The sequence below is a fragment of the Pseudactinotalea terrae genome (assembly GCF_009733845.1).
GTDB lineage: Bacteria > Actinomycetota > Actinomycetes > Actinomycetales > Beutenbergiaceae > Pseudactinotalea > Pseudactinotalea terrae.
In genome coordinates this window covers 1-18406 of sequence record NZ_WNXZ01000005.1, presented here as the reverse complement: position 1 = coordinate 18406, position 18406 = coordinate 1, and the positions used below count along the sequence as shown (strand labels likewise).

Genomic DNA, 18406 nt, shown 5'->3' with positions numbered 1-18406 from the left:
TCGCAGGGGGGACTGTCGAAAACGTACGACTTTCAGCGCTGACGGACGCCGATGACGCTAGCAACGCGCGTCTGACCGGGTCAAGTGATCCGAGAGGGTGGTTCGGGCTCCGCGCGGGGCGAGCGATCCGGCTCGGTCTCGCACCTACGATGGTTGTCGTGACAAGGACGAGGGTGCGTGCGCTGGCGGCTGTCGTGGCGGCGTTGCTTCTGCTCGGTGGCTGCGCCGCGCCGCGGGGCAACAAGGTCATGCTGATCAAGGTGCTGGTGTCGGAGCCCGTGGTGGTCGACAAGGCAGACGCGCCCGACCCGGTGGTCCCGGTGACGTGGCCGCTCACGGGCGTGCAGACCGCCGAGGTCGCCGATCGCCCGGCGCTGAACGTCAAGATCGAGAACTCCGCGGCCGCTCGCCCCCAGACCGGTCTCGGCTCGGCCGACGTGGTCTGGGAGGAGATGGTCGAGGGTGGCATCACGCGACTGGTCGCGGTGTTCCACTCGCAGGTGCCGGGCACGCTCGGCCCGATCCGGTCGCTGCGCCCCATGGACGCCGCCATCTCCGGTCCGTTCGGGGGGCTGTTCGTGTTCTCCGGGGGTCAGCGCCAGTTCGTCAACCAGGTCGCGGCCACCGGCCTCACCATGATCTCGCACGACGGCGGCGACGCGGGCTTCTACCGCACGAGCGACCGCGCCGCGCCGCACAACGTCTACGGCAGCACCGACGACTTCCTCGCGGCCGGGGAGGGTCTCATCCCGCCGCCGCCGCAGTTCGAGTTCAGCCGCAGCCCCGAGGACGCGACCGCGCTCGCGGGCACGGCGGTGAGCCAGGTCGCGATCAGCTTCCCCGCGTCGGACCCGGGCTGGACCTGGGACGGCGAGACGTGGCTGCGCACCGAGGGTGGCCAGCCGGCCACCACCACCGACAGCGGTCAGATCTCGGCGGCGAACGTCGTCGTGCTGCGCGTTCAGGTCCGCAACAGCGGTGCCCGCGACCCGGGCGGCAACCCCGTTCCCGAGACGATCCTCACCGGTTCGGGTGAGGCGATCGTGTTCACGGGTGGGCACAAGATCGAGGCGACCTGGAACAAGCCCGAGGTCGGATCGGTCCTCACCCTGACGACGGCGGACGGCGAGCCCGTGCTGCTCGCTCCCGGGAACCTCTGGGTGGAGCTGGTGCCGGTCTCCGGGTCCTCGGTCTCAACATCCTGACGGCGGTGGCTGGCGTTGGGTAGCAGGCGGACCCGGCCATAGGGTGGGGTTTCATGACCTCACCCGAGCGACCTGTCCGCATCGCCGTCCAGATCCAGCCCGAGCACGCCCCCGACTACGCGCAGATCCGTGACGCGGTGCTGCGTGCTGAGGACGCCGGCGTGGACATCGCCTTCAACTGGGATCATTTCTACCCGCTGAACGGCGACCTCGACGGCGAGCACTTCGAATGCTGGACGATGCTCGGTGCCTGGGCGGAGCAGACCTCGAACATCGAGATCGGCGCGCTGGTCACCGGCGGCGGTTACCGCAACCCCGACCTGCTCGCCGACATGGCCCGCACGGTCGACCACATCAGCGCCGGCCGGCTGATCCTCGGCATCGGCGCCGGGTGGAACGAGAAGGACTACGACAACTTCGGCTACGAGTTCGGCACCGCCGGCTCACGTCTGAAGCTGTTGGGGGAGTACCTGCCGCGCATCGAGCACCGCCTCGCGGTCGGCAACCCGGCGCCGCGCCGTGACATCCCGGTGCTCATCGGTGGTGGCGGCGAGAAGAAGACGCTGCGCCTGGTGGCCAAGCACGCGAGCATCTGGCACGCGTTCGGCGACCTCGAGACCGTGACCCGCAAGTCGGCGATCCTCGCCGAGCACTGCGCTGTCGTGGGCCGCGACCCGAGCACGATCGAGCGCTCCAGCTCCTGGCCCGGCGCGGACAAGGCGCAGGGCTACGTCGACGCCGGCGTCTCCCTGTTCACCCTGGGCACCAACGGCCCGGACTACGACTTCACAGCCCTCCGCGAGGCCCTGGCCTGGCGCGACGCACGGCGCTGAGCAGACGCCGGGTCATCCCGCAGGGGGATGCCCGGGCCCTCGCTCATCCCGCGGTCTGGTGCGGGATTCGGGCTGCCGTCCGATGCCCTGCGCGAGGTACAGGAGCAGTGTTGAGGCATGACCTCGATCACCGCTCACACCATCGTCCGCCGCCCTCGCCCCGCCGCCCCGGCCCTCGCCGAGCAGCCGGCCGTCGAGGACAACCACCAGCCGATCAACGACGTCCCCGGCCCGGGCGAGCGCTCGCTCGCCCGCACCACGGCCGCCGTCGCGACCTCGCTGGTGCTCCTCATCGGCACCATGGTGCTGGTCGCCTATGGCACCGGATCCATGGTCAACGCCGTCGCCGAGTGGTTCCTCAGCCGTTGAGCTGAGAGCCGCCCCGGTCGGGGCGCCCTCGACTGCCGTCGTGCCCGGTGCGATGCTGGGTCATGGCCAGGTACGAGGTGAACCCCGACGCCGTCGCGTTCGTCCGGTCGAGGATCGCGGCCAGGCAGTACGTGCTCGACAGCGACTGGGGCGACGTGCAGCCCGACGCGGCCGCCCAGAACGCCTACCTGGAACGCCACGGCTGGGCGGAGTACGCCGCCTGGCACCTCGGGCTCACCGACGGCGCGTCCGAGGAGACGAAGGCGCGCTACGCCTTCGTGGTCGGTGACCTCCGCCGGGTGCACCGCTCGGGTCTCATCGCGTGCATCTACCGTGCCGCGGAGTGGCGGCACAAGGCGGTCGAGCGGGCCGCCTACGACCTGCTCCAGGAGCTCGACGAACGGGCGGGCATCCGCTGACGCCGTCAGGTCAGCTGCAGGCTGGTCAGACAGGTGAGGTCGTCATCGCCGGTAGCGATCTGCGCGTGACCGGTGCCGCGGTCGGAGGTGATCGTCACGGTGGCGGTGATGTCGGCGGGTAGCCACACTCCGGTGAACCCGTTGTCCTCGAGGGTGGCGCTCTGGTCGAGGTAGACCTCGCCGGTCTCGCTGTCGACGATGCGGAGCGCGACGTCCTCTCCGCCGAGCTCACCTGTGCAGGTGGTCAGGGAGTGGAAGTAGCACTCGTGGGTGGAGGTGACGAAGGGCGCGATCGACAGGTAGTGCTGGCCCTCCGGGATCGCGATCTCGGCCTCGCCGTCGGCGGTGGTCAGGACGACCCGATCGGGCTTGACCGAGGCCATGAGGTCATCGCGCCGTTCATCCACAGGCGTGCTTTCGAGCGCGGCGATGAGATCCTCGGCGCCGAGGGTCGTCAGCTCGTCGAGACCTGCTGCCACCTCGGTGGCGGTCGCGATCGAGGAGTCGGCATCCGGTTCCGAGACCGATGGGGCGCACGCCGCCGTCGCCAGGGTGGCAGCGGTCAGCGCGGCCGCCAGCCAGATTCGCCGGGTCGTTCTCGTCATGGGGTCGAACCTACTGAGAGCTGGCGCCCACCTCCTGGGGCAAAGGTCCCAACCGGCTCGGACAGACGGACGCGTTGTCGCGCCCTCGCAGCCGATCTCGTCGTGGCGGTGGCCATCATCGCGGGGGCTTGACGGCGGGGGTAGAGTGATGAGCACATACCCCCGGGGGGTACCCGATAGGAGATGGTGATGGCGACGACGAACTTCCTGGTCAGCGGAATGCACTGCGGCGGTTGCGCCAATACCGTGCGTCAACGTGTGGAGCAGGTGCCCGGCGTGCGTGGCCTCACGGTCGACCCCAGCACGGGGATGCTCGCCGTCGACGGCGACGAGGACCTCGACGGAGCCGCCGTGCTGGCGGCCGTGGAGCAGGCCGGCTACGAGGCGGTGCGCGCGTGAACGCCGCCCCGCAGCACGCTGCTCACGAACAGCACGATCACACCCAGGACCAGCACGAGCACCACAGCCAGGACGCCCATGGTGACCATCACGCTGGTCATGGCGAGCACGACGAGCACCACCAGCACGGCGAGCACGGCAGTCACCACCAGCACGGCGGGCACGGGGGTCATGACGGGCACGTGGCGCAGTTCCGCCGGTTGTTCTGGGTCATGCTCGCCCTGGCTGTCCCGGTCGTGGCCTTCAACGACATGTTCGCCGACCTGCTCGGGTACTCGCTGCCCGAGCAGGCGTGGGTGTCGTGGGTCTCGCCGGTGCTGGGCACGGTCGTCTACCTCTGGGGTGGGTGGCCGTTCCTGACGGGTGCGGTCAGCGAGATCCGTTCGCGCAAGCCCGGGATGATGTTGTTGATCGGCCTGGCGCTCACGGTCGCGTTCATCGCCTCCTGGGGTGCGAGTCTGGGGCTGCTGGACCATGCGCTGAACTTCTGGTGGGAGCTTGCGCTGCTGGTCGTCATCATGCTGCTGGGCCACTGGATCGAGATGCGGTCCCTGGCGCAGACCACCTCGGCGCTGGACTCGTTGGCGGCGCTGCTGCCGGATGAGGCCGAGCGCATCGAGGGCAACGACGTCGTCACGGTGGCGCCTGCCGAGCTGAACGTGGGCGATGTGGTGATCGTGCGCCCCGGCGCCTCGGTGCCGGCCGATGGTGAGATCGTGGAGGGCTCGGCCAGCATGGATGAGTCCATGATCACCGGGGAGTCCAAGCCGGTGCGCCGTGAGGTGGGCGAGCAGGTGGTGGCGGGAACGGTGGCCACGGACTCCGGTCTGCGGGTCCGGGTCAGCGCTACCGGCGATGACACCGCGCTGGCCGGCATCCAGCGCCTGGTGACCGAGGCGCAGTCCTCGACCTCGCGCGCGCAACGCATCGCCGACACTGCCGCGGCATGGTTGTTCTGGTTCGCGCTGTCGGCGGCGGTCATCACCGCGATCGTCTGGGCGGTCGTGGGGCTGCCGGACGCGGCCGTGGTCCGCACGATCACCGTGCTGGTCATCGCCTGCCCCCACGCCCTCGGGCTGGCGATACCGCTGGTGGTCTCGATCGCCACCGAGCGCGCGGCCCGGGGCGGCGTGCTGGTCAAGGACCGGCTGGCGCTGGAGAGCATGCGCACGGTCGACACGGTGCTCTTCGACAAGACCGGCACCCTGACCCGGGGAGAGCCGACCGTCACCGCCGTCGAACCCGTCCAGGGTCAGGACGCCGACCGAGTGCTGGCACTGGCCGCAGCCGCCGAGGCCGACAGCGAGCACCCGCTCGCCAAGGCCATCCTCCGGTCGGCACGTGAGCGCGGCCTGACGATTCCCGCCAGCAGCGACTTCAGCTCCTCGCCTGCTGTGGGGGTGCGCGCAGTCGTCGACGGTGCGGAGGTGCGGGTCGGAGGGCCGCACCTGCTGAGCGAGCAGAGCGCCGACGAGCTCCCGGTCGCCGAGGAGTGGCGCCACCAGGGCGCGATCATCTTGCATGTCCACATCGACGGCGCCGTCGCGGCCGCGCTGCGGTTGGCCGATGAGGTCCGCCCCGAGTCCCGAGAGGCGGTCGACGCACTGCACGCCGCAGGCGTGCAGGTGGTGATGATCACCGGCGACGCCGAGGCCGTGGCACACGCGGTCGCCGACGAGCTCGGGATCGATCGGGTCTTCGCCGGGGTGCGGCCGCAGGACAAGTCGGCCAAGGTCGCCGAGCTCCAGGGCGAGGGCCGCAAGGTGGCGATGGTCGGTGACGGCGTCAACGACGCCCCGGCCCTCGCACAGGCCGACGTCGGGATCGCGATCGGCGCCGGCACCGACGTCGCGATCGCCTCGGCCGGGGTCATCCTGGCCAGCGACGACCCCCGCTCGGTGCTCTCGGTCGTGGACCTGTCTCGCGCCAGCTACCGCAAGATGAAGCAGAACCTGTGGTGGGCGGCCGGATACAACCTGCTCGCGGTCCCTCTGGCTGCCGGTGTGCTGGCTCCGATCGGCTTCGTGCTCCCCATGAGCATCGGCGCGATCCTCATGTCTGCCTCCACCGTGGTCGTGGCGCTCAACGCCCAGCTGCTGCGCCGCTTGGACCTGACACCGCAGAGCAGCACGAGGCGCATCCTGGCAGCAGAACAGTCATGATGGTCTGATGCACCGCGGGCGAACCGGCCACCAGTCAGTGCCGCGACCACTCCTGGTCGCGGCACTGCTGGCCGTGCTCGGCCTGCTGACGATGCACACCCTGGTCCTGCCGAGTGCGGCCGACGCCTCGACACCCCCGGACGCCGGGCACGTCACGCACGAGCATCTCGCTCTCGACCACGGAGATGCACCGCACAGCCATCCCGCCGTGGAGCCGGACGCCCGTCTCGCTCCGGGCGACGATCGGGGCTCGACGGGGCACCCGTGCGGGAGCTGCCCGGGCTGCGACCACGAGACCACGAGCGTCTGCGCCCTCGCCCCGGGCAAGGCCGGCAGCAGTCAGCCTCTGCTGTCGGTGACCGAGCTGGCGCCGGCACCGCACCAGCTGACCGCCTGGCCCGGCGTCGGAAGCCCTCCACAGGCGACGTCCGCGCCACCCTCGCTCACCGCTCTCTCGATCAGTCGGACCTGAGACCCGCTCCGTGGCGTCCCGGCCATCCCTGATGGCCCCACGCTCCGGGCCCCAGGCGCTCACCAGCGCCGTCTCAGCCGACCACAAGCAGTGATACGAGAGGTAGTACACCCATGGCTCGACACACCCGCACCGCCGTCCTGGCGACCGGCGCCCTCCTGGCAGCGGTCACCCTGGCCGCGTGCAGCAACGACGACCCCACTGGCACGGACAACAGCACCGACCAGTCCACCACCAGCATCGCCGCCGACGTCAACCAAGCAGACGTGATGTTCGCCCAGATGATGATCCCGCACCACCAGCAGGCCATCGAGATGTCCGACATCCTGCTGGCCAACGACGCAGCCATGACCGAGGTCGCCACCCTCGCCGAGGAGATCAAGGCCGCCCAAGGCCCCGAGATCGACACGCTCAACGGCTGGCTCACCGAGTGGGGTGTCGACTCGTCCGCGCCGATGGACCACGGTGACATGAGCAGCGACGACGGCATGATGAGTGACGAGGACCTGGCCGAGCTCGAGTCAGCCTCTGGTGCCGAGGTCAACCGGCTCTTCCTCGAGCAGATGATCATGCATCACGAAGGAGCCATCGCGATGGCGCAGGAGCAGGTCGACAACGGCCAGAACGCCGACGCGATCGCACTCGCCGAGGACATCATCGCCACCCAGGAGGCAGAGATCGCCACGATGGGCTCGATCCTGGGCACGCTCAGCGACACGACCGGCTGATCCGACCCAGCCGACCCAGGCGGGGTAGGGCCTGGCAGCCCCGGGCTCTACCCCGCCGTCGTGCACGCGAAGCCAGCGTCCCTGATCTCGTGACGGCTGCTCGAACACCGGTCCCGCAGCCGGTGCTCGGGCTAGCGTCGACGGTAGCCAGGCAACCCCTGGCCATCGACTCGGAGAAGAAGGAGCGCACCGATGACTCACATCGCTTCAATGATCGAGACACACCCCGACGGCGCCGCGGGTCTGGACGTCACGAAGCTCGCCGACTGCATCGCCGCCTGTACTCGATGCGCCCAGACCTGCACCGCCTGTGCCGACGCCTGCCTGGCTGAGGACATGGTCGCGGACCTGCGCAGCTGCATCCGGCTCAACCTCGACTGCGCTGATCTCTGCGCGGCTACCGGGTACATCCTCAGCCGTCGCACCGGCCAGAACCTGGCCACTGTCAGAGCGGCGCTCGAGAGCTGCATCGTCGTCTGCCAGGCATGCGGCAACGAGTGCGAGCAGCACGCCGGCATGCACGAGCACTGCCGCGTCTGCGCCGAGGCCTGCCGGGCGTGCGAGGCGGCGTGCCGTGAGCTGCTCGCCGTCATGGTCTGACACGCGCGGCGTGCCGAGATCTTCTGAGCTGCGCAGGCGCGCCGATCAGAAGTAGTGCGGAAATCCTGACCAGTCGGGCTCGCGGCGCTGCAGGAAGGCGTCCCGGCCCTCGACGGCCTCGTCGGTCATGTACGCGAGCCGAGTCGCCTCGCCGGCGAAGACCTGCTGGCCGGCCATGCCGTCGTCGACGAGGTTGAACGCGAACTTGAGCATCCGGATCGCCTGCGGGGACTTGGTGGCGATGATCGCCGCATAGTCGAGGGCGACGCGCTCCAGCTCGGCGTGCGGGACCGCCTCGTTGATGGCGCCCCACCGCTCCGCCTGCTCGGCCGAGTACTCGCGGGCGAGGAAGAAGATCTCCCGGGCCCGCTTGTCGCCCACCTGCCGCGCGAGCAGCCCGGAGCCGTAGCCGGCGTCAAAGGAACCGACGTTGGCGTCGGTCTGCTTGAACCGCGCGTGCTCGAGGCTCGCGATCGTGAGATCGGCGACGACGTGCAGGGAGTGCCCGCCCCCGGCGGCCCATCCCGGCACGACGGCGATGACCGGCTTGGGCATCGTCCGCATCAGTCGCTGCACCTCCAGGATGTGCAGCCGCCCGGCCCGTGCCGGGTCGACGGCGGCGGAGGTCTCGTCGGCGCCGTCGGCGGCGTAGCGGTAGCCGTCGCGGCCGCGGATCCGCTGGTCGCCGCCTGAGCAGAACGCCCAGCCGCCGTCCTTGGGGCTCGGCCCGTTGCCGGTGAGGATGACCGCAGCCACATCGCTGCTCATGCGCGCGTGGTCGAGGACCCGGTACAGCTCGTCCACCGTGTGCGGCCGGAACGCGTTGCGGACCTCGGGGCGGTCGAACGCGACCCGCACCACGGGCAGATCCTCGACCGTTCCGTCGCCGGCGCGGCTCACACCTCGGTGGTAGGTCAGGTCGGTCAGGTCGAACCCGTCGATGTCGCGCCAGCGCTGCGGGTCGAAGATCTCCGAGACCTGCTCGGGAACCAGTACGTCGTTCACCGGGCCAGCGTAGGCCGCCGCGCGGGGTCGCCGTGCGCGGCGTCGGTATCGTGCCCTGGGTGGCTGACCGCATCGAGCGGATCATCAATCTCGGGGACGTGGCCGGCAAGGGACCGGGGGAGCTCTCGCCGTCGAGCGCTGTCGTGAGGTGTGCGAGGTGACAGTCCGGGGGAACTGGGACGAGTTCCTGCCGGTCATCGGCGATGACCGCAGCCCGGAGCTCCTGTGGTGGCGGGACGAGCTCGGGCAGGAGCACAAGGACTGGCTGGTCTCGCTCCCGCTGAGCCACGACCTGGTGATGAGCGGGCGGCGGGTGCGGTTGTTCCACGCGTCCGCGCAGAGCCCGCACGTGCGCGTGTTCTTCGACCACACGGCCGAGGAGTTCGAGGCCATGTTCCGCGCCACCGAGATGACCGGGCCGGGTCCCGAGCCGGATGTCGTGATCTACGGGGACATCCACGACGCCTACGTCGAGACCCGCGACGGTCGCACGCTGGCGAACGCCGGCTCGTGCGGCAACCCGCTCGACGAGCCGACGCCCAGCTACCTGATCCTCGAGGGCGCGCTCGAGAGCCCCGAGCCTGCTCCGTTCGGACTCCACCTCGTGCGGGTGCCCTACGACGTGGACGCCGAGGTGGCCGTGGCCCACCGGCTCGGGATGCCGACGGCCGACGTGTGGGAGGTGGAGCTCCGCACCGCCCGTTACCGCGGGAATCAGTAGCTCAGCGTGTGCCGGCGATCTCGTCTCTGACCGCGTGGACGAACGCCTCGACCTCCTCGAACCGACCCCCGTCGGCATCGCTGCCGCCGTGGTACCACCAGCCCGACGCCCACGCGATCAGCTCGGCCCACTCCGGCAGCCGCGCGGTGCCCCAGGCACCTGCCTGCCGCTTGGAGCTCTGGTGGCCGATCTCGAGGAGGTGCAGGGCCCGGCAGAGGGTGAGCACTGCATACGCCTGGGCACCAGGCCGCCCGCGGGCATCCTGCACCCAGGCCGGCCAGCTCTCGACATGCTCCCGGATCACCGGGAACAGCGAGTCCTTCGGCACGAACGGCACGAGCGAGGGAACATCCAGGCCGCGCAGGGTCTGACCGTCCTGACGCGCCGAGACGATGTTGATCAGGTAGTGCCGGGTGGCCTCGAACAGGTGCAGCGGCTCACCCGGGCTGATCCTGATCATCGGCCCTGGCCGCTCCGCGAGCGTGCGGAGCGTCTCGAGCGAGAGGTAGTCGACCTCGACCCGGTCTGCCCAGCGGGGGTGCTCGACGGCGATCCTCTCGTGGAGAGGTCGCAGCCGTTCCAGCATCGCCCGGTCGGGCTCGGCGTCGAGCACCGCGAGCAGATCGAGGTCGCTGCGGTCGGGCTCGAAGTCGCCCGCGACGTAGGAGCCGTGCACGGTCAGGCTGAGCAGGTCGTCGCCCAGCGCGGCAGTGACGGCCGCGGCGAGCTCCTCCAGGAGCTGCGTCGGCTCGACCGCCACGTCCTCAGCCTCGAGCAGCGGTGGTTCAGGCGACCGGCGGCGGGTCCTGCCGCTCGGTGGTGCGGCGCTCGGTGACCTGCGAGCCATCCGGCTGGACGGTGGTGGCGGTGGTGGTCGCCCGACGGCGCGCGTTGGCCTGGATCGCGGTGATCAGCACGATCACCAGGCCGGCGCCGGCGAGGATCCAACCGATCATCCCGAGCTGGATACCTTCGATCCGGTCCTGCACGGCGAGAGCGAGGATCAAACCGGCGGCTACCAGGAAGATTCCGAATCCATAACCCATGGTGTTGCTCCTGTGTCGCGACGGCCAGGGTGACCGCTCAGTTTCGTCAGCATAGTCACGGCGGTCACGCCTCGGGGTGGCAAAACGCCGCTGAGAGCGGGCTTCGTGGCCCCCGATACGCTTGCTCCTGTGACCTCCCTGCCGCGTGCGTTCGTGTGGTCGACGCCGATGCGGTCGCGCTTCCGGGGCCTGCTCACCAGGGATGGCGTACTGGTGCACGGACCGGCCGGCTGGGGCGAGTTCTCGCCGTTCTGGGACTACTCCGACGCCGAGGCGCGGCGGTGGTGGGCCGCTGCCCGGGAAGCGGCCGACGAGGGCTTCCCCGAGCCGCTGCGCGACCGGGTCCCGGTCAACGTGACCGTGCCCGCCGTGGCTCCGGACCGCGCGGCCGAGATCGTGCGTGCCTCCGGTGGGTGCACCACCGCGAAGGTCAAGGTGGCCGAGCCTGGGCAGTCGCTGGCCGAGGAGCAGGCTCGGCTCGAGGCGGTCCGGGCAGCGCTCGGGCCGGCGGGCAGGATCCGCGTCGACGCGAACGCCGCCTGGGATGTCGAGACCGCCGTGACCCACCTGCGCGTGCTCGACCGGGCTGCCGGTGGGCTCGAGTACGCCGAGCAGCCCTGCGCCACGGTCGAGGAGCTCGCGGCTGTGCGCCGCGCCGTCGAGGTGCCGATCGCGGCCGACGAGTCCATCCGCCGAGCCGAGGACCCGATGGCCGTGGTCCGCGCCGAGGCCGCCGACGTGGTGGTCCTCAAGGTGCAGCCGCTCGGTGGGGTGCGTGCCGCGCTGCGGATCGCGGAGGAGACGGGGCTGCCGGTGGTGGTCTCCTCGGCGCTGGAGAGCTCGGTGGGGATCGCCGCGGGTGTGGCGCTCGCAGCCGCGCTGCCCGAGCTGCCCTACGCGTGCGGGCTCGCCACGGTGCAGCTCTTCGAGCACGACGTCACCGACGAGCCGCTGCTCCCGGTCGACGGGCACCTCCCCGTGCGCCGCGTCACCCCGAGCACCGAGGCGCTCGAGGCGATGCACGCCGACGCCGACACCGAGCGCCGCTGGCAGCGCCGCATCCGCGCCGTGGTCGGGAGCGCGCGATGACTGTGTGGAACAAAGCTGACGCTCGCTGTGCCCTGAACTGTGTCAGTGGGCGCCGCCGGGCGCTCGAGCGTCAGGTTCGTTCCATCGGGGAGCCCGCGTGAGCTATCTGGCCGAGCACCCGGCCGCGCTCGCGGCACGTGAGATCGTCACCGCCCTGGTAAACCAGGGCGTCAAGGACGTCGTGCTGGCGCCAGGGTCCCGCAGCGCCCCGCTCGCGTACGCGCTCGCCGCCGCCGAGGCAGCGGGCTGGCTCCGCGTCCACGTGCGGATCGACGAGCGGGTGGCCGGGTTCGTGGCGCTCGGGATCGCGCGCGTGCGACCCGCCGCCGTGGTCACCACCTCGGGTACCGCGGTCGCCAACCTGCACCCGGCCGTGCTCGAGGCGCACCACTCACGGCTCCCGCTGATCGTCGTGTCCGCCGACCGGCCGCACGAGCTGCGGGGGGTCGGCGCCAACCAGACCACCGACCAGCCGGGCATGTTCGGGGCGGCGGTGCGTGCCGCCGTCGAGATCCCCGCCTTCGATGGCGAACCGCGCGGCGTGCGTTCCGCCGTCGCCCGGGCGGTGGTCGCCGCGACCGGGGCCCGCTGGGGCGAGGCCGGGCCCGTGCAGCTCAACGTCGCCTTCCGCGACCCGCTGACGCCGGCGGCGGTATGGCAGCCCGGGGAACTGCCCGAGGATCCGTTCCCGCAGGTCGCGGCCACGCGGCGGGCCGGTGGCACCGCAGTGGTCGACGGCACCCGGCGCGGGGTGGTCGTGGCCGGCGACGCTGCCGGCGCGGAGGCCGCGGCGCTCGCCGAGGGTGCGGGCTGGCCGCTGCTGGCCGAGCCCTCCTCGGGTGTGCGGCGGAGCCCCCACGCGATCGCCGGGTACCGGTCGGCGCTGGCGGAGCTCGGCGCGCAGATCGAGCAGATCGTGGTGCTCGGGCGGCCGACCTTGAGCCGTGACGTCTCGGCGCTGCTGGCTCGTACCGACATCCCGATCGTGGTCGGGTCGCTCGACACCGGCTGGGTGGACGTGGCGGGTGCGGCGGCGGTCGTCGCCGGTGATGTGAGGGCGACCGGCACCGCCGACCAGGGGTGGCTGCAGGACTGGCGCGCGGCGGGGGAGCGCGGCCGGCGGCCGCTGCTCATGGGTGAGGCGCTCACCGGGCACCGGGTGCTCCACGCGGTGCTCGCTGCCGACCAGGAGCACACCGTGCTGCTCGGTTCGTCGCTCACGGTCCGGTACGCGGACCTCGCCGCGGGCGCGGGGGCGGAGTTCACGCCCGCGCGGGTGGTCGCCAACCGCGGGCTGGCGGGGATCGACGGGACGATCTCGACGGCCACCGGACTCGTGCTCGCGACCCGCGCCCCGGTGCGCGCCGTCGTCGGCGACCTCACGTTCCTCCACGACGTGGGCGGGCTGGCGCACGGCGTGCACGAGCCGGAGGTGGATCTGCAGGTCATCGTGCTCAACGACGCCGGCGGCGGCATCTTCGCCACCCTCGAGCACGGCCGCCCCGAACACGCGCCCGTGTACTCGCGCTACTTCGGCACCGCGCAGCAGATGGACATCGCGGCGCTCGCGGCCGGGTTCGGCGCCTCCTACCGACTCGTGCGTACGACGGCGGAGCTCACCGGGGTGCTCGAGGAGCCCGTGGCGGGGCGGTCCGTCGTCGAGATCTTGCTCACCTGAGGCCAGGCCTCACGCCTCGACGTGAAGAAAGCGTGTGCAATAACACGGCGCTTGGTGAAGGCGGTGTCGCTGGTGTATGTCACACTGAAACATCTTCTCGGCGCGCATCCAGGCAACGTTGACGGAGGCGCGTGTCGCGGCGAGAGAGTTCGGGAGGGTCGTTTGCAGAGGATCGCTGACCTCGTTCGCGACTTGATTCGCACGCTCTACCTACGCGGCCGTATCGCGCAGGTGGCGCCGCAGGTCGCTGTCGACCTCATCGTCTGGGCGATCGCTGTGCCACTGGCCGTGTGGCTGCGGTTCGAGTTCCGCATCCCTGCCGCCAACAACCTCGGAATCGTCGTCGTGATGGCGGCCACCTTGCTTCTGCAGGTGGTGTTCGGGCTCTTGTTCTCCCTGTATCGGGGGCGATACAGCTACGGCAGCTTCGACGAGGTCGTGGGCCTGACGAGCACGGTAGCGGCAACGGCGGTCGCCGTGGGCGTTCCGATGTTGTTCTGGGGTCCGCTGGTGGGCGCGCCCCGGAGCACGATGCTGATCGCGACGCCGATCGCGTTCGTCGCGATGGCAGCGAGCCGCTACCTCAAACGACTGGCCCTCGAGCGCGGGCAGCGGCCGGGCGAGCATGCTCACGCGACGCTGGTCTATGGCGCGGGAGCAGTCGGTTCACAGCTGGTCCGGAGCATGCGGACCGACCCGGAGTCGGCCTTCCGCGCGGTGGGCATCGTGGATGACGCGCCGCAGCTGCGCGGGGCGATCCGCCATGGCGTGCCGGTCCTGGGATCCTTGGAGGACCTTGAGGACGTGGTGGAGCGCACGGACGCGACACACCTGGTGGTCGCGATCGCTCGTGCCGACGCCGCATTCCTGCGCCAGGTCAACGACCGCGCGATGCAGTGCGGGCTGCAGGTGCTGGTGATGCCGCCGTTCTCGGACGTGCTCGCGGGCCGCCGCCAGGTCAAGGATCTGCGTTCGATCAGCATCGAGGACATCGTGGGCCGACACCCGGTCGACACCGACGTGGCCTCGATCGCCGGGTACCTGCGGGGCCGGCGGGTGTTGGTCACGGGTGCCGGCGGCTCGATCGGTGCCGAGCTCTGCCGCCAGGTGGCGGACTGGGAGCCGAGCGAGCTGATCATGCTCGACCGTGACGAGAGTGCGCTGCAGCAGGTGCAGCTACTGGTGCATGGGCACGGTCTGCTGAGCACACCCGAGGTGGTGCTCGCGGACATCCGGGATGCCGAGACCATCGTCTCGTTGTTCCGGGAGCGGCAGCCGGAGGTGGTGTTCCACGCCGCCGCGCTCAAGCACCTGCCGATGCTGGAGCAGTACCCGGCCGAGGCGTGGAAGACGAACGTGGTGGGGTCGCTGAACGTGCTGCGTGCGGCCGAGGCAGCGGGCGTGGAGACCTTCGTGAACATCTCCACGGACAAGGCGGCCAACCCCACGAGCGTGCTGGGCCACTCCAAGCGGGTCGCCGAACGGCTGACCGCCAGCTTCGCGGACTCCACCAAGATGAGGTATCTGTCGGTGCGGTTCGGCAACGTGCTGGGAAGCCGGGGCTCGATGGTGCCGACCTTCGCCTCACTGATCGACGCCGGGGGTCCGTTGACGGTGACACACCCGGACATCACCCGCTACTTCATGTCCATCCCGGAAGCGTGCCAACTGGTGATCCAGGCCGGTGCCATCGGGAGCCCCGCCGAGGTCCTCATCCTGGACATGGGTGAGCCGGTGCGCATCCTGGACATCGCCAAGCGGATGATCTCGATGTCCGGCAAGCGGATCGAGATCGTGTTCACCGGGCTGCGACCGCACGAGAAGCTGCACGAGGACCTGGTGAGCGTGGACGAGGCAGCGCAGTCAATGGTGCACCCAAAGATCTCCCACGCCACGGTGCCCCCGCTGGCGCCTGAAGACCTCGACCGGCAGCGGTGGGACAGCCACTGGCGCCGCGAGCACTCCGCGGATGTCGCGCACGAGCAAACCGAGGTGCTCGGGAGCGCCACCGCTCCGATCGGCCCGCTGTTCGTCAACGGGTTGCCGGTGAGGTGAAGGGTGACCGGCACCACCACTCTCGCCTTGACGGCGAATCCGCGAGCGGCGACCGCCTTGAGGCATGCGCTGGGCATGTCCTCGTGCGGGAGGTCCAGTCGGAGTGGCCGGCCTTATGATCGGTGCCCCTGGGCGCAGGAATTATAGAACTGGACGGGAGCAAGACGCGCCATGGTGAGTAGGGCAAGCGAGCAAGGCATGAGCCCAGGCGAGGTAACGATAGGCGTCATAGGACTAGGATACGTCGGTCTGCCACTTGCCGTATCCTTTGCAAAGAAATACGAGGTCCTTGGGTTCGACATCAACGAATCGCGAATCGCAGAGTTGGCGCAAGGCTACGATCGAACGCGCGAACTGAGCCGTGAAGAGTTGAGCGCGGCGATCCAACTGACTTTCAGCGGCGACCCGGTTTCCTTGGACGGCGTGAACGTTTACATCGTCACGACTCCAACGCCAATCGACGAGCACAAGACACCTAACCTAGGTCCGGTCCTTGCCGCCACGCGCTCGGTTGCGGCGTCGCTACGTCCTGGCGACACGGTCATCTACGAGTCGACCGTATACCCCGGAGCCACGGAGGAGGAGTGCGTCCCACTGCTCGAGGAGTTGTCTGGGCTACGCCTCAACAAAGACTTCTGGGTCGGCTACAGCCCAGAGCGGATCAATCCGGGCGACAAGCAGCATCGGTTCGAGACGATTACCAAGGTCACGTCCGGCTCGACCGACGAAGCCGCCAACTTCATTGACGCCCTATACGCCTCTGTCGTAGTCGCGGGCACCCACAAGGCACCCTCGATCAAGGTGGCGGAGGCAGCAAAGGTTATCGAAAATACCCAGAGAGACGTCAATATTGCGCTAATCAACGAGCTGGCTATGATCTTCAACAAACTGGAGATCGACACTCAGGATGTGCTCGAGGCCGCCGGAACGAAGTGGAACTTCCTACGTTTCCAGCCCGGCCTCGTTGGAGGTCATTGCATCGGAGTGGACCCCTATTACCTCACTCATAAGGCGCAGGCAGTTGGGCACAATCCGGAGATCATCCTCGCCGGGCGGCGTCTGAACGACTCGATGGGTGAGTATGTGGCGGGACAACTGGTGCGCGCCATGGTTAAGCAAGGCATAGATCTACGCAATGCGCGCATTCTCATTCTCGGACTCACTTTCAAGGAAAATACTCCAGACCTTCGGAATACCCGTGTTGTCGACATCATCGACGAGTTGAGGTCCTACGGGATCGAAGTCGATGTCTATGATCCTTGGGTCGATCCGGCTGAGGCCAAACACGAGTACGGCCTAGAAATGCTGCGTGAACCAAAGGCCGATACCTATGACGGCATCATCCTTGCCGTGGGGCATCGCGACTTCCAGATACAGGGCGCCGCCGCGGTCAAGAGGTGGGGCAAGAAGTCGCAGGTGTTCTTCGACCTCAAGAGCATACTGCCGAGAAAGGACTCCGACCTTCGTCTATAGTCGTCTGCGTGTCGTCAATAATCAGTTCTCTCTGAAGAATGCGGGACATCGTGAGAATTCTTGTAACCGGCGGTGCGGGTTTCATCGGGCACAACCTCGCTAGGATGGCGCTAGCCGCTGGCCACGAAGTGCGAGTGCTCGACGATCTATCTACGGGCTTCCGTGACAATCTAGATGGTCTCGACGTAGACCTTCGGGAGGCGTCGCTTCTAGAGGAAAGTGCCGTGGGCGACGCCGTCCGGGGAATGGATTCCATCATCCATCTTGCGGCTCTGGGTAGCGTTCCGCGGAGTATCCAGGATCCGATGCGAAGCCACCACGCCAACGCCACCGGCACGCTGACGCTGTTGGACCAAGCGCGCAGACACAGCGTGACCCACGTTGTGAGTGCATCATCCAGTTCCGTCTACGGGATGAATCCAGCTCTTCCGAAGGGTGAACGCGAGTGGGTTCGACCCATGAGCCCCTATGCTGTGACGAAACTCGCGACTGAACAGTACACCCTTGCATATCAGCAATCGTACGGCTTTGAGACGCTCGCGTTCCGGTTCTTTAACGTCTATGGGCCGGGCCAACGTGCTGGCCATGCGTACGCCGCTGTCGTTCCGACCTGGCTGGACGCCATTCTGCGTGGCGAGCCCGTATGGATAAACGGAGACGGATCGAATTCTCGCGACTTCACCTATGTCGAAACAGTATGCGATGTCCTCCTTTCGGCGGCTGCTCGGCGTGTCCACTGCGACGAGCCAGTGAATCTAGCGTACGGCACGAACACCAGCTTGCTAGCATTGGTAGAGGAAATCCGGAGCATTGCGGGCACCGAGTTCGATGTGCGTTTCCGTGCACCTCGCGCGGGAGACGTACCGCACTCACAGGCTGAGAACGTTACCCTCCGGAACCTGTTTCCCGAAATCGTTCCATTTCAGCTGGCCTCCGGACTAGAGGCAACGTACCGGTGGATGCGCGGCGTCGTCGCGCCTGAATCCGCCCGTCACGGAGGCCGATGAGGGGGTCAACCGGCTCTGGGACATCGGTGGGGAGCGGGGCTGAAGGCGCGGCAGCGCGCGGGTAGGTTTCGAGGTCCCCGAGGATCAGAAGCGCCAATCACTGATCTAGTCTCGAGGACCTCGACGTGCCTGACGTTACGGGGTACGCTGCCGCACCACTTCTTCTGACCCGTGCCCGCGCTGCGACTTGATACTAGGCCTGGGCGTCGTGCACGTGGAGGCGTCGAGCGATCTGCTGATCTGCTCGTTGTGAGGCTCTTGGGACATCCGGTGGGGGTTAGCGGCTCTTGGGACATTCGGTAGGGAGCGGGTTGTCGGCGCGGTAGCCGAGGGGTAGGGGTCGAGGTCCCCGAGGATCAGAAGCGCCAACCACTGATCCAGTCTCGAGGACCTCGACGTGCCCGACGTTACGGGGCTCTTCGCAGTTGAGGGTGTAGCGGCGGGTTGAGCCAGGCGTGGGTCGAGGTCCTCCGATGATGGGAGTTCTCACGCTGCCCATCTGGAAGACCTCGACGTGCTTGACGCTACCTTCGCTGACCC

Annotated in this window: 20 protein-coding genes; 15 read left to right on the top strand and 5 right to left on the bottom strand. The window is 68.9% G+C overall.

The window, feature by feature from the left end; all coding sequences use genetic code 11:
- Nucleotides 1–149: 149 nt before the first annotated feature.
- The 4 genes from GPA03_RS15525 (at nt 150) to GPA03_RS15510 (ending at nt 2826) form a co-directional block, all read left to right on the top strand.
- Nucleotides 150–1205, top strand: a complete 1056-nt coding sequence (locus GPA03_RS15525; RefSeq protein ID WP_156252959.1) for a DUF3048 domain-containing protein — start codon at nt 150–152, stop codon at nt 1203–1205.
- A 53-nt stretch (nt 1206–1258) separates the two neighbouring features.
- The gene (locus GPA03_RS15520; protein WP_156252958.1) at nt 1259–2038 is read left to right on the top strand and encodes an LLM class F420-dependent oxidoreductase; all 780 of its coding nucleotides are present in this window, start codon (nt 1259–1261) and stop codon (nt 2036–2038) included.
- A 117-nt stretch (nt 2039–2155) separates the two neighbouring features.
- The gene (locus tag GPA03_RS15515; RefSeq protein WP_156252957.1) at nt 2156–2407 is read left to right on the top strand and encodes a hypothetical protein; all 252 of its coding nucleotides are present in this window, start codon (nt 2156–2158) and stop codon (nt 2405–2407) included.
- A 62-nt stretch (nt 2408–2469) separates the two neighbouring features.
- On the top strand, nt 2470–2826 hold the full coding sequence (locus tag GPA03_RS15510; protein ID WP_156252956.1) for a hypothetical protein: 357 nt from the start codon (nt 2470–2472) through the stop codon (nt 2824–2826).
- Nucleotides 2827–2831: 5 nt separating this feature from the next.
- Here GPA03_RS15510 and GPA03_RS15505 read toward each other — a convergent pair whose 3' ends face one another.
- Nucleotides 2832–3431 (bottom strand): CueP family metal-binding protein, encoded by a 600-nt coding sequence (locus GPA03_RS15505; protein WP_156252955.1) that lies wholly within the window; start codon nt 3429–3431, stop codon nt 2832–2834.
- 189 nt (nt 3432–3620) lie between these two features.
- Between GPA03_RS15505 and GPA03_RS15500 the strand changes: the two genes are divergently transcribed.
- Nucleotides 3621–3830 carry a heavy-metal-associated domain-containing protein gene (locus GPA03_RS15500; RefSeq protein WP_206673592.1) on the top strand — a complete coding sequence of 70 codons (210 nt, stop codon included), beginning with the start codon at nt 3621–3623 and terminating at the stop codon, nt 3828–3830.
- Here GPA03_RS15500 and GPA03_RS23150 read toward each other — a convergent pair.
- On the bottom strand, nt 3809–4003 hold the full coding sequence (locus tag GPA03_RS23150) for a hypothetical protein (protein ID WP_421958424.1): 195 nt from the start codon (nt 4001–4003) through the stop codon (nt 3809–3811). The two genes, GPA03_RS15500 and GPA03_RS23150, sit on opposite strands and share 22 nt — an antisense overlap.
- A 9-nt stretch (nt 4004–4012) precedes the next feature.
- On the opposite strand from GPA03_RS23150, the gene GPA03_RS15495 reads away from it, so the two are divergent.
- The 4 genes from GPA03_RS15495 to GPA03_RS15480 all read left to right on the top strand — a co-directional run bounded on the left by GPA03_RS15495 (nt 4013) and on the right by GPA03_RS15480 (nt 7792).
- Nucleotides 4013–5992: a heavy metal translocating P-type ATPase gene (locus tag GPA03_RS15495; RefSeq protein ID WP_421958423.1), complete on the top strand. Its 1980-nt coding sequence runs from the start codon at nt 4013–4015 to the stop codon at nt 5990–5992.
- Nucleotides 5993–5999: 7 nt separating this feature from the next.
- Entirely contained in the window at nt 6000–6464 is a 465-nt protein-coding gene (locus GPA03_RS15490; protein ID WP_156252953.1) for a DUF6153 family protein, read from the top strand.
- A 113-nt stretch (nt 6465–6577) separates the two neighbouring features.
- Nucleotides 6578–7192 (top strand): DUF305 domain-containing protein, encoded by a 615-nt coding sequence (locus tag GPA03_RS15485; RefSeq protein ID WP_156252952.1) that lies wholly within the window; start codon nt 6578–6580, stop codon nt 7190–7192.
- A gap of 192 nt (nt 7193–7384) precedes the next feature.
- Nucleotides 7385–7792 carry a four-helix bundle copper-binding protein gene (locus GPA03_RS15480; RefSeq protein ID WP_156252951.1) on the top strand — a complete coding sequence of 136 codons (408 nt, stop codon included), beginning with the start codon at nt 7385–7387 and terminating at the stop codon, nt 7790–7792.
- 45 nt (nt 7793–7837) lie between these two features.
- Here the strand turns inward: GPA03_RS15480 and GPA03_RS15475 are convergent, their stop codons facing one another.
- The gene (locus GPA03_RS15475; RefSeq protein WP_156252950.1) at nt 7838–8797 is read right to left on the bottom strand and encodes a 1,4-dihydroxy-2-naphthoyl-CoA synthase; all 960 of its coding nucleotides are present in this window, start codon (nt 8795–8797) and stop codon (nt 7838–7840) included.
- 157 nt (nt 8798–8954) lie between these two features.
- Between GPA03_RS15475 and GPA03_RS15470 the strand changes: the two genes are divergently transcribed.
- Nucleotides 8955–9518 (top strand): metallophosphoesterase family protein, encoded by a 564-nt coding sequence (locus tag GPA03_RS15470; protein WP_241681333.1) that lies wholly within the window; start codon nt 8955–8957, stop codon nt 9516–9518.
- 1 nt (nt 9519) lies between these two features.
- On the opposite strand, the gene GPA03_RS15465 is transcribed toward GPA03_RS15470, so the two are convergent.
- Together GPA03_RS15465 and GPA03_RS15460 are read right to left on the bottom strand one after the other, a co-directional pair.
- Nucleotides 9520–10278, bottom strand: a complete 759-nt coding sequence (locus GPA03_RS15465; protein WP_162458395.1) for an aminoglycoside adenylyltransferase domain-containing protein — start codon at nt 10276–10278, stop codon at nt 9520–9522.
- 25 nt (nt 10279–10303) lie between these two features.
- Complete coding sequence (locus GPA03_RS15460) at nt 10304–10564, bottom strand: DUF6458 family protein (protein ID WP_156252948.1); 261 nt, start codon at nt 10562–10564, stop codon at nt 10304–10306.
- Between the two features lie 129 nt (nt 10565–10693).
- Here GPA03_RS15460 and GPA03_RS15455 point away from each other — a divergent pair, with 129 nt between their 5' ends.
- From GPA03_RS15455 to GPA03_RS15435, 5 genes are all read left to right on the top strand, one after another.
- Nucleotides 10694–11653: an o-succinylbenzoate synthase gene (locus tag GPA03_RS15455; protein ID WP_277755243.1), complete on the top strand. Its 960-nt coding sequence runs from the start codon at nt 10694–10696 to the stop codon at nt 11651–11653.
- 97 nt (nt 11654–11750) lie between these two features.
- Entirely contained in the window at nt 11751–13331 is a 1581-nt protein-coding gene (menD, locus tag GPA03_RS15450) for a 2-succinyl-5-enolpyruvyl-6-hydroxy-3-cyclohexene-1-carboxylic-acid synthase (RefSeq protein WP_241681332.1), read from the top strand.
- 192 nt (nt 13332–13523) lie between these two features.
- A complete protein-coding gene (locus GPA03_RS15445) occupies nt 13524–15386 on the top strand; it encodes a polysaccharide biosynthesis protein (RefSeq protein WP_241681331.1) in 1863 nt (620 codons plus the stop codon).
- A 198-nt stretch (nt 15387–15584) separates the two neighbouring features.
- Nucleotides 15585–16859: a nucleotide sugar dehydrogenase gene (locus tag GPA03_RS15440; protein ID WP_156252947.1), complete on the top strand. Its 1275-nt coding sequence runs from the start codon at nt 15585–15587 to the stop codon at nt 16857–16859.
- Nucleotides 16860–16897: 38 nt separating this feature from the next.
- On the top strand, nt 16898–17866 hold the full coding sequence (locus GPA03_RS15435) for an NAD-dependent epimerase/dehydratase family protein (RefSeq protein ID WP_241681330.1): 969 nt from the start codon (nt 16898–16900) through the stop codon (nt 17864–17866).
- Nucleotides 17867–18406 lie beyond the last annotated feature (540 nt).

Bases quoted from the DNA above. Each gene is read 5' to 3' on its own strand.
- GPA03_RS15525 (WP_156252959.1), top strand. From the start codon at position 150: ATGGTTGTCGTGACAAGGACGAGGGTGCGTGCGCTGGCGGCTGTCGTG.
- GPA03_RS15520 (WP_156252958.1), top strand. From the start codon at position 1,259: ATGACCTCACCCGAGCGACCTGTCCGCATCGCCGTCCAGATCCAGCCC.
- GPA03_RS15515 (WP_156252957.1), top strand. From the start codon at position 2,156: ATGACCTCGATCACCGCTCACACCATCGTCCGCCGCCCTCGCCCCGCC.
- GPA03_RS15510 (WP_156252956.1), top strand. From the start codon at position 2,470: ATGGCCAGGTACGAGGTGAACCCCGACGCCGTCGCGTTCGTCCGGTCG.
- GPA03_RS15505 (WP_156252955.1), bottom strand. From the start codon at position 3,431: ATGACGAGAACGACCCGGCGAATCTGGCTGGCGGCCGCGCTGACCGCT.
- GPA03_RS15500 (WP_206673592.1), top strand. From the start codon at position 3,621: ATGGCGACGACGAACTTCCTGGTCAGCGGAATGCACTGCGGCGGTTGC.
- GPA03_RS23150 (WP_421958424.1), bottom strand. From the start codon at position 4,003: ATGACCCCCGTGCCCGCCGTGCTGGTGGTGACTGCCGTGCTCGCCGTG.
- GPA03_RS15490 (WP_156252953.1), top strand. From the start codon at position 6,000: ATGCACCGCGGGCGAACCGGCCACCAGTCAGTGCCGCGACCACTCCTG.
- GPA03_RS15485 (WP_156252952.1), top strand. From the start codon at position 6,578: ATGGCTCGACACACCCGCACCGCCGTCCTGGCGACCGGCGCCCTCCTG.
- GPA03_RS15480 (WP_156252951.1), top strand. From the start codon at position 7,385: ATGACTCACATCGCTTCAATGATCGAGACACACCCCGACGGCGCCGCG.
- GPA03_RS15460 (WP_156252948.1), bottom strand. From the start codon at position 10,564: ATGGGTTATGGATTCGGAATCTTCCTGGTAGCCGCCGGTTTGATCCTC.
- GPA03_RS15440 (WP_156252947.1), top strand. From the start codon at position 15,585: ATGAGCCCAGGCGAGGTAACGATAGGCGTCATAGGACTAGGATACGTC.
- GPA03_RS15435 (WP_241681330.1), top strand. From the start codon at position 16,898: ATGCGGGACATCGTGAGAATTCTTGTAACCGGCGGTGCGGGTTTCATC.